At 69.3% G+C, this 6719-nt stretch carries 6 protein-coding genes; 5 read left to right on the top strand and 1 reads right to left on the bottom strand.

Annotated features, from left to right (window positions below):
* The first annotated feature begins 80 nt into the window (after positions 1–80).
* On the top strand, positions 81–680 hold the full coding sequence (locus BGO22_RS18230) for a YiaD family glycine zipper/OmpA-like lipoprotein (RefSeq protein ID WP_502686481.1): 600 nt from the start codon (positions 81–83) through the stop codon (positions 678–680).
* 65 nt (positions 681–745) lie between these two features.
* On the opposite strand, the gene BGO22_RS18225 is transcribed toward BGO22_RS18230, so the two are convergent.
* On the bottom strand, positions 746–2482 hold the full coding sequence (locus BGO22_RS18225; RefSeq protein WP_286852092.1) for an acetate--CoA ligase: 1737 nt from the start codon (positions 2480–2482) through the stop codon (positions 746–748).
* A gap of 48 nt (positions 2483–2530) precedes the next feature.
* Between BGO22_RS18225 and BGO22_RS18220 the strand changes: the two genes are divergently transcribed.
* From BGO22_RS18220 to pepN, 4 genes are all read left to right on the top strand, one after another.
* Positions 2531–3445, top strand: a complete 915-nt coding sequence (locus tag BGO22_RS18220; protein ID WP_070398924.1) for an alpha/beta fold hydrolase — start codon at positions 2531–2533, stop codon at positions 3443–3445.
* Between the two features lie 59 nt (positions 3446–3504).
* The gene (locus BGO22_RS18215; protein WP_070398925.1) at positions 3505–4011 is read left to right on the top strand and encodes a hypothetical protein; all 507 of its coding nucleotides are present in this window, start codon (positions 3505–3507) and stop codon (positions 4009–4011) included.
* A 91-nt stretch (positions 4012–4102) separates the two neighbouring features.
* Positions 4103–5207, top strand: a protein-coding gene (gene prfB / locus BGO22_RS18210; protein ID WP_116958158.1) for a peptide chain release factor 2 whose coding sequence is annotated in 2 segments (ribosomal slippage) — positions 4103–4183 and positions 4185–5207 — 1104 coding nt in all. Because the reading frame shifts where the segments join, the coding sequence is not laid out codon by codon here.
* Positions 5208–5210: 3 nt separating this feature from the next.
* Positions 5211–6719, top strand: a 1509-nt coding sequence (gene pepN, locus BGO22_RS18205; RefSeq protein ID WP_286852088.1) for an aminopeptidase N, incomplete at its 3' end; no start/stop codon positions are given.

Here is a 6719-nt window from a genome sequence, read left to right as displayed (position 1 = left end):
CCCACACCGTTTCCCACACCACGCGCGGCCTGACCGTGCTCACCGTGGCGGCGGCCCTGGCCATCAGCGGCTGCGCGAACATGAGCGAAACGCAGAGCGACAGCGCCAAAGGCGCTGGCATCGGCGCGGCGGCGGGCCTCGTACTGGGCGGCCTCACCGGTGGCTCCAAGGGCGCGGCCCAGGGCGCCGTGCTGGGCGCCGGCGCGGGCGCGCTGGGCGGCTACATCTGGTCCACGCGCATGCAGGAGCAGAAGAAGCAGATGGAAGCGGCCACGGCGGGCACCGGCATCGGCGTGAGCCAGACGGCCGACAACCGCCTGAAGCTGGACGTGCCAGCCGATGCGGGCTTCGCGTCGGGCCGCTCCACGCTGAGCCCCACGCTGGTGCGCGTGCTGGGCCAGTTCGCCACCACGCTGCAGCAGAACCAGGCCACGCAGGTGACCATCATCGGCCACACCGACAGCTCGGGCAGCGACGCCATCAACAACCCGCTGTCCTTCGACCGCGCCAATGCCACGCGCGACTACCTGGTGGGCCGGGGCGTCGCGGCCACGCGCATCAGCACCGACGGCCGCGGCTCGCGCGAGCCCATCGCCGACAACGGCACGGCCCAGGGCCGCGCCATGAACCGCCGCGTGGAGATTTATGTGGCCGAGCCGGCCAGCACCGCGCAGCGCTGACCCATCACTGCTGTCACCGCTCTCTCAAGCCCGGCAAGCGCCGGGCTTTTTTTGCGCCCGGCGCGTCACGCGGCGCGTGCGCGTTCCTCTTCCCGCAGGCGCAGCACCCGGCGCTGCACCTTCCCCGTGGTGGTCATGGGCAGCGCGTCGATGAACTCGATCTCCTTCGGGTACTCATAGGGCGCCAGCCGCCCTTTCACGTGCGACTGCAGTTCGGCGACCAGCGAGGCATCGCCGATGTGTCCCGGCGACAGCACCACGTAGGCCTTCACCACCGCCCCCCGCTCCCGGTCCGGCTTGGGCACCACCGCCGCGTTCGCCACCGCCGGGTGCTTGACCAGGCAGTTTTCGATCTCGCTCGGCCCGATGCGGTAGCCCGCGGCCTTGAACACGTCGTCGGCGCGGCCCTGGTACCAGAGGTAGCCGTCTGTGTCGCGCACGGCCAGGTCGCCCGTGCGGCACCAGCTGTTGGCGGGATCGCCGGTGAACTTGCCGCGCGTGGCCGCCTCGTTTTTCCAGTAGCCCAGAAAGAAGATCGGGTCGGGCTCGCCATGCACGTCCAGCCGGTGCACGGCCACGTCGCCGGGCACGCCCACGGGGCATTCCTTGCCGTTGTCGTCGATCACCGCCACCCGATGACCCGGGTAGCCCTTGCCCATGCTGCCCGGCCGCGCCGGCCACAGGCGCGCGCAGTTGCCCACGATGTAGTTGATCTCGGTCTGGCCGAACATTTCATTCACCGTGATGCCCAGCTCGTCCCGGCACCAGTTGAACACGGCGTCGCCCACGGCCTCGCCGGCGCTCATCAGCCCCTGCAGCACGAAGCGGAACTGCCGCTTGGGACGCGGGTAGGCCTTCATCATGGCCTTGAGCGCGGTGGGAAACAGGAAGCTGTGCGTCACCCCGTGGCGCTCGATGAGTTCGAAGGCCGTCTGCGGGCTGAAGCGGCCGTTGTGCGCCACGATGGGCCGGCCGAAGTAGAGCGTGGGCAGCAGCGCGTCCATCAGGCCGCCGGTCCAGGCCCAGTCGGCGGGGGACCAGAACACGGCCTCGCTGGGGCGGCTGGTGTCGAAGGGGTCGAAGCCGAACCAGTTCTGGCTGCACACGAAGCCGGTGAGGTTGCCGATGAGCGCGCGGTGCGGAATGAGCGCGCCCTTGGGGTTGCCGGTGGTGCCGCTGGTGTAGATCAGCACGGCGGCTTCGTCGGCGCGCGTGTGCGCGGGTTCGAAGGCCTCCTCTTCCTGCGCCAGCAGTTGGGCCCAGTCGAGCGCGCCGCCACGCGCGGGCCCGGCGGGCGCGTCGACGGCCACCAGTTCGTTCAGCAGCGGGCAGGCGGCGCTCACGCCCTGCACCGCGGCCAGGGTACTGGCGTCGCAGATGGCGAGCACGGCCTCGCTGTCGCGCAGGCGGAACTCCAGCGCCTCGGGACCGAAGAGCTGCGACAGCGGCATGGCCACCGCGCCCATCTGCAGCACGGCCATGTAGGCCACGGCGGTTTCGAAGCGCTGCGGCAGCACGATGGCGACGCGGTCGCCGCGCTGCACGCCCAGGGCGTCGAGCGCATTGGACAGGCGGTTGGCCTGGGCGAAAAGCTCGGCGTAGCTGTGCTCGCGGTCGGCCTGGCCGGGAGGGGTGGCGATCACCGCCGTGCGGCGGCCGCTGGCCGCGCCCGTGGCCCAACGGCGCATGCAGACCTCGGCCATGTTGAATTCGGCCGGCACCTGCCAACGGAAGTCCGCGTGCAGCGCGGGGTAGTGGTCGATCGCGGTGTCACGGCCTGGGCGGCGGGCGGCGTGGGGCATGCCTTTGTCTCCAAGCCCCGCGACCGGGGGCTCTCTATGATCGGGCGAATGTACCAAGCACGACGCCCCTCACGCAGCGAGTTTCTCCCCATCCGCGGCTGGCGCTACCACCTGCGCCACTGGGGCACGCCCGATGCCGCCCGCCCGCCGTTGGTGCTGGTGCACGGCTGGATGGACGTGGCCGCGTCGTGGCAGTTCGTGGTGGACGCGATGCGCGAGGACCGCCACATCATCGCCCCCGACTGGCGCGGCTACGGCGACACCACATGGAACGGCGCCGCCCCCGACAGCTACTGGTTCCCCGACTACCTGGGCGACCTCGACGCCCTGCTCGACGCCCTGGCCGGCGACCAGCCCGTGGACCTGGTGGGCCACAGCATGGGCGGCCATGTGGCCACGTTGTACGCGGGCGCGCGGCCGCAGCGCATCCGCCGCCTGGTCAACCTGGAAGGCTTCGGCATGCCGGCCTCGCCGCCCGAGCAGGCGCCCAAGCGCTACGCCCAGTGGCTGGATGAGATCCGCGCCCTGCGCCGGGGCGACATGGACCTGAGCGACTACGCCGACGCCGAGGGCGTGGCGCGCCGCCTGATGAAAACCAACCCGCGCCTGCCGCAGGACAAGGCCGACTGGCTGGCGCGCCAGTGGGCACGGCCGAATGCCGAGGGCCGTTGGGCCATCCTGGGCGACCCGGCGCACAAGGTCACCAACGCCGTGCTGTTCCGGCCCGAGGAAGCCATCGAGGTTTACCGCCGCATCGGCGCACCCACGCTGTGCGTGGTGGCCAGTGACGACAGCCTGGGCCTGTGGTGGAAGGGCCGCTACACGCTGGACGAATTCCGCGAGCGCATCGCGCACGTGCCGAACCTGCGCCACGCCCTGATCGAAGACGCGGGACACATGATGCACCACGACCGGCCCGAGGCCCTGGCGGCGCTGATCGAGGACTTTCTGCGCGGCGGCTGAGTCACGTTTTCTTGCATCCCGCGAGCTTCTCGAAACAGGCGGGAAGGCATACTTGGCCGATGCGACCGCTCCATTGTTTTGCCGCCACGGCCGCCCTGCTCTGCGCCCCCGCCTTCGCCTTCAACGCCTGCCCCGGCTGGGACGACCCCTTGCCCGAGGGCCAGTCACGCTACGAGCTCTTCGCCTCGCCGTACACCCACCACTGGTCCCACGACCCGGAACACCGCCCGGTGTTCGCCCTGGCGCTGAACCGCCAACTGCCCGACGACCGCTTCTGCGGCCTGTCCCTGTTCCGCAACTCCTTCGGCCAACCCTCGGGCTATCTGTACGCGGGCAAGCGCTGGGACGACCTCATCGACGGCTGGCCCCAGGTCTACGCGCAGGTGAGCGCCGGCGTCATCTACGGCTACGTGGGCCAGTACAAGAACAAGGTGCCCGCCAACGTCGGGGGCTTCTCGCCCGCCATCGTCCCGGCCATCGGCTACCGCCTCAGCGACAAGGCGGGCCTGGAAGTGCAGATCCTGGGCACCGCGGCCCTGATGTTCGGTTTCACCTGGCGCTATTGACGCGCCTGCGGGGCCACGGGCGGCGACCGTCGCCAGGACCGCCCCTGCATGAGAAAATCAAGGTTTTTGCCGAACACACGCAGGAACCGCCATGGACGCCGAACAGATCAACGCCATCCGCACGCAACTCGATGACCTGACCACCCGCGTGGTCGAGTTGCGGAGGTATCTTTGACTACGATGCCAAGGCATCGAAGCTGAAAGAAGTCGAATCCGCGCTGGAAGACCCCACCGTCTGGGACAACCCCAAGCGCGCCCAGGACCTGGGCAAGGAAAAGAAGGCCCTGGAAGACGTGGTGCTGGTGCTCGACCGGCTGAGCGTCGAGCTCGCCGACAACACCGAGCTGCATGAGATGTCGGCCGCCGATGACGACCACGCCGGCCTGCAGACCATCGCCAACGAGGCCGCCAAGATCCAGGCCGAGGTGGAGAAGCTCGAATTCCGCCGCATGTTCAACAAGCCGGCGGACCCGCTGAACTGCTTCCTCGACATCCAGGCCGGCGCCGGCGGCACCGAGGCCTGCGACTGGGCCAGCATGCTGCTGCGCCAGTACCTGCGCTACGCCGAACGCAAGGGCTTCAGCACCACGGTGGAAGACGAGACCCCGGGCGACACCGCCGGCATCAAGAGCGCCACCATCAAGATCGAGGGCGAATACGCCTTCGGCCTGCTGCGCACCGAAACCGGCGTGCACCGCCTGGTGCGCAAGAGCCCCTTCGACAGCTCGGGCGGGCGCCACACCTCGTTCGCCTCGGTGTTCGTCTACCCCGAGATCGACGATTCGATCCAGATCGACATCAACCCCGCCGACGTGCGCGTGGACACCTACCGCGCCAGCGGCGCGGGCGGCCAGCACATCAACAAGACCGACTCGGCCGTGCGCCTGACGCACATGCCCACGGGCATCGTGGTGCAGTGCCAGGACAGCCGCAGCCAGCACAGCAACCGCGACCTGGCCTGGCAGCGGCTGCGCTCGCGCCTGTACGACCACGAGATGCGCAAGCGCATGGAAGAGCAGCAGAAGCTGGAGGACACCAAGACCGACGTCGGCTGGGGCCACCAGATCCGCAGCTACGTGCTGGACAACAGCCGCATCAAGGACCTGCGCACCAACGTCGAGATCTCCGCCACCCAGAAGGTGCTGGACGGCGACCTCGATCCTTTCATCGAAGCCTCGCTCAAACAAGGGGTGTGACCCATGAGTTCCCTGCGTGAAGGCCCCACCACGGTGGTGCGCCGCGAAGACTACGCCCCGCCCGCCTACTGGATCGACACGGTCGAACTCACCTTCGACCTCGACCCGGCCAAGACCCGCGTGCTGAACCGCATGGCGCTGCGCCGCAATCCGGCCGTGCCCGCGCAGCCGCTGCGCCTGGATGGCGAGGAGCTCAACCTCGCGCGCGTGCTGGTCAACGGCGCCGGCTGCTCGTTCAAGATGGACGGCGGCCAGCTGGTGCTGGACAACCTGCCCGAGGGCGACGCGCCCTTCACGCTGGAGATCTTCACCACCTGCGCGCCCGAGAAGAACAGCCAGCTCATGGGCCTGTACGTGAGCCAGGGCACCTTCTTCACGCAGTGCGAGGCCGAGGGCTTCCGCCGCATCACCTACTTCCTCGACCGGCCCGACGTGATGGCCAGCTACACCGTCACGCTGCGCGCCGACAAGCAGCGCTACCCGGTGCTGCTATCCAACGGCAACCTGGTCGAGTCGGGTGAACTGGCCGATGGCCGCCACTTCGCCAAGTGGGTCGACCCGCACCGCAAGCCCTGCTACCTGTTCGCCCTGGTGGCGGGCCAGCTCGTGGCGCGCGAGCAGCGCATCGTCTCGCGCGGCGGCCAGGAGCACCTGCTGCAGGTCTACGTGCGCCCCGGCGACATGGACAAGACCGAACACGCCATGCACTCGCTCATGGCCAGCGTGGCCTGGGACGAGGCCCGCTTCGGCCTGCCGCTGGACCTCGAGCGCTTCATGATCGTGGCCACCAGCGACTTCAACATGGGGGCGATGGAGAACAAGGGCCTCAACATCTTCAACACCAAGTACGTGCTGGCCAACAGCGCCACCGCCACCGACACCGACTTCGCCAACATCGAATCGGTGGTGGGCCACGAGTACTTCCACAACTGGACCGGCAACCGCGTCACCTGCCGTGACTGGTTCCAGCTCTCGCTCAAGGAAGGCCTCACGGTCTTTCGCGACCAGGAGTTCAGCATGGACCTGTGCGCCGAAGCCTCGGCGCGCGCGGTCAAGCGCATCGAGGACGTGCGCGTGCTGCGCACCGCCCAGTTCCCCGAGGATGCGGGCCCCATGGCCCACCCGGTGCGCCCCGACAGCTACGTCGAGATCAACAACTTCTACACCGTCACGGTCTACGAAAAGGGCGCCGAGGTCGTGCGCATGATGCAGACCCTGGTCGGCCGCGAGGGCTTCGCGCGCGGCATGAAGCTCTACTTCGAGCGCCACGACGGCCAGGCCGTCACCTGCGACCACTTCGCCCAGGCCATCGCCGACGCCAACCCCGACAGCGCGCTGGCGCGCCTGCTGGAGCCCTTCAAGCGCTGGTACAGCCAAGCCGGCACGCCGCGCGTGCGCGCCGAGGGCCACTACGACGCCGCCGCCCGCCGCTACACGCTGTCGCTCACGCAGCGCTGCGCGCCCACGCCGCCGCTACACGCTGTCGCTCACGCAGCGCTGCGCGCCCACGCC

This window comes from Hydrogenophaga sp. 70-12, assembly GCF_001897365.1.
In the GTDB taxonomy this organism is placed as follows: Bacteria; Pseudomonadota; Gammaproteobacteria; order Burkholderiales; family Burkholderiaceae_C; genus Hydrogenophaga; species Hydrogenophaga borbori.
The sequence above is the reverse complement of the archived record's forward strand: the minus strand, read 5'-3'. Positions and strand labels throughout refer to the sequence as shown.

Coding starts and splice junctions, on each gene's coding strand:
- BGO22_RS18230 (WP_502686481.1), top strand. CDS start 81: ATGAGCGAAACGCAGAGCGACAGCGCCAAAGGCGCTGGCATCGGCGCG.
- BGO22_RS18225 (WP_286852092.1), bottom strand. CDS start 2,482: ATGCCCCACGCCGCCCGCCGCCCAGGCCGTGACACCGCGATCGACCAC.
- BGO22_RS18220 (WP_070398924.1), top strand. CDS start 2,531: ATGTACCAAGCACGACGCCCCTCACGCAGCGAGTTTCTCCCCATCCGC.
- BGO22_RS18215 (WP_070398925.1), top strand. CDS start 3,505: ATGCGACCGCTCCATTGTTTTGCCGCCACGGCCGCCCTGCTCTGCGCC.